Source organism: Nocardioides hungaricus, from assembly GCF_054782915.1.
Genome location: NZ_BAAGRO010000087.1, coordinates 1 through 2,492, shown reverse-complemented (window position 1 = coordinate 2,492; position 2,492 = coordinate 1). Strand labels below are relative to the sequence as shown.

2 protein-coding genes are annotated in these 2,492 nt (G+C 69.9%); both read right to left on the bottom strand.

Features of this window, described 5'->3' with window-relative positions:
- Positions 1-59: 59 nt before the first annotated feature.
- Entirely contained in the window at positions 60-833 is a 774-nt protein-coding gene (gene istB / locus ACYVKX_RS23345) for an IS21-like element helper ATPase IstB (RefSeq protein ID WP_460836113.1), read from the bottom strand.
- On the bottom strand, positions 830-2,365 hold the full coding sequence (gene istA / locus ACYVKX_RS23340; protein ID WP_460836112.1) for an IS21 family transposase: 1,536 nt from the start codon (positions 2,363-2,365) through the stop codon (positions 830-832). The genes istB and istA overlap by 4 nt, the downstream gene beginning before the upstream one ends.
- Between the last annotated feature and the right edge of the window lie 127 nt (positions 2,366-2,492).

The window sequence follows — 2,492 nt, the reverse complement described above, 5'->3', positions numbered from 1 at the left end:
GCCCGGTGGTGGCCATGGGATCTGCCCAAGGGGGCTGCGGCCACCACCGACCAGGGGCCTCACCTCAACGGGCTCACCCCTTGGCCTGCGAGTGCTTGGGTGAGTCGCACCGAGTCGCCGCTGGTCTGGCAGACGTGGGCGTGGTGCAGCAGCCGGTCGACGGTGGCGGTGGCCAGCGTCTTGGGCATCAGCTCGTCGAACCCGGACGGGTGCAGGTTCGAGCTGATCGCGACCGAGCGCTTCTCGTAGGCGGCGTCGACGAGCCGGTAGAGCCCTTCGGCGGCGTCCGCGGCGACAGGCAGCAGCCCGATGTCATCGACCACCACGAGGTCGGCGCGCAGGACTCGGGCGATCGCCTTCGACACGGTGTCGTCGGCCCGGTGGCGGCGCAGCAGGACGCCGAGGTCTTCCAGGGTGAACCAGGCGACCTTCAGCCCTTCCTCGACTGCCTGCTGACCGAGCGCTTCGAGTAGGAATGTCTTCCCGGTCCCCGACGGCCCACAGACGACGAGGTTCTCCCGACGGTGCACCCACTCCAGGGTGCGTAGCGCCTGCTGGGTCGGCGCGGGGATCGAGGAGACCTTGGGCTGCCAGGCGTCGAACGTCTTCCCGGTCGGGAACCCGGCAGCCGCTCGCCGGGTGGCGAGTGCGGAGCGTTCCCGGCCGGCGACCTCCTCGGCGAAGAGTGCCTTGAGCACCTCGGCGGGTTCCCAACGTTGGGCCTTCGCGGTCGCGACGACCTCGGGGGCGTGGCGACGGATATGCGGCAGCCGCAGCCTGCGCAGTAGGTCCTCCAACTCGGGCGGCAGCGGCGGCGCGGACGCGGTCGTCATGCGATCACCTCACCGCTGTCGCTCGACGTGGTGGACTGCCCGAGTCGTGCCCACGCGCTGGTGCCCTGGGTCAGTGATGAGTCCTCACTGGCCCGGTGCTCACCGGCAGCTGGTTGACGTGCGTGGTGGTCGAGGATCGAGGGCAGGTCGGCCTCGGCGAACCGGCCGTGCACGGCGGCGTGGCCCAGCGCCCAGTCAACCTCGACGGGGTCGAACAGCTTGGCCAGCGCGAGCGCTTCGGTCATCTTGACCCGCATCCGCTGGGTGCCTGCTGCGGCGGCCTCGACCAGCCACAGCCGGGCACCTTCACCCAGATCGAGGAACTCCGCTTCCGCGGCGTTCCTGGCACGTGGCCGACGATCCAGCGGTCCCTCAGGCTGGGGCGGGAAGTGCTCGTCGTTGATCTTCGGCGTGCCCGGTCTCGCGCGTGCGTGGCGGGCGACCTCGACCGGCCCGTCGTCGCTGACGTGGACGAGGACGACGTGCTCGTCGGTGCCGACGCCCTGGGTGCGGGCCCACACCGTTGCGCCCAGCAACGCGTGCGGGACTGAGTACTGGCCGGACTCGAAGGTCACCATCGGGGTGTTGGCCGGCACTACTCGGGTGGTGCCGAACGCGACCGTGTGCGGTGTCAGGGCGACCGGGTGGAGTCGGGCGCGCTCCTCGGCGAGCATCTCGACCGGCGGCCGCTTGGTGAGCCGGTGCGGGCGGGTGTTGACCTTCTGACAGAACGCCTCGCAGGCGGCCTCGAGCTCGGCGAACGAGGCGTAGGCCTCGCGCAGGTTGGTGTCCTTGGGGACGAGGTCGGCCTTGCTGATCTTCACCGACGCCTCGGTGCCGCCCTTGGACGCCGGGTCGGCCGGCACACAGGTATGCACGGTCACCGAGTAGTGCTCGGCGAACGCGACCAGCTGCGGGTTGCGGACCGGGATCCCGGCGATGTGCTCAACCGTGACGGTCTTCTCGTTGTCGGTCAGCACATAGGTCGGCACCCCACCCAGCCGGCGGAAGGTCTGGTCCAGGGCGGCGAACACACTCGGCATCGTCTTGTCCCGCAGTGCGATCACCACCCGGAACCGCGACCAGGCCAACCACGCGACGAACAGCACCGTCTTCACGCCGTCGACGACGGGACCGTCGCCGTAGTCGTACTGCAGCCACATCCCCGGCTCGGTCACCCACGGGCGATGGACCCGCACATGCCCGGCCCGGTAGGAGGCCTTGACCTTCGCGACCGCCCGGCGGGTCGTTCGCTCCGACCCGGCGTATCCCATCGCGAGGAGCTTCTCGTGGGCCTTGTCAGCACGGACCTTGCCCTTGGACCGCTCGACCCACTCCTCGACCTTGGGCAGGTACTCATCGATCAACTGCGGCCGCTGCGCGGCCCGGTCCAGCTCGCCGCCGGCAGCGCGGCGGTCCACGTAGTGCTTCACCGTGTGGTGAGAGCAGCCGGCCAGCTCGCCGGCATCACGCAACGACCCGGTCAGGTCGTAGGCATCCAGAATCTTCATGATCTCCTCGGCAGACTTCAACTCATCCCTTCCTCGGGGCGATGGGGCGCTTCAGCACCGCTCATCGCACCCGAGGAAGGGGCCACAACCGCGGAGCGCGGCGAGGCAGACGACGTCGTGTCGGGCAGATCCCGTGACCGTCAGCGGG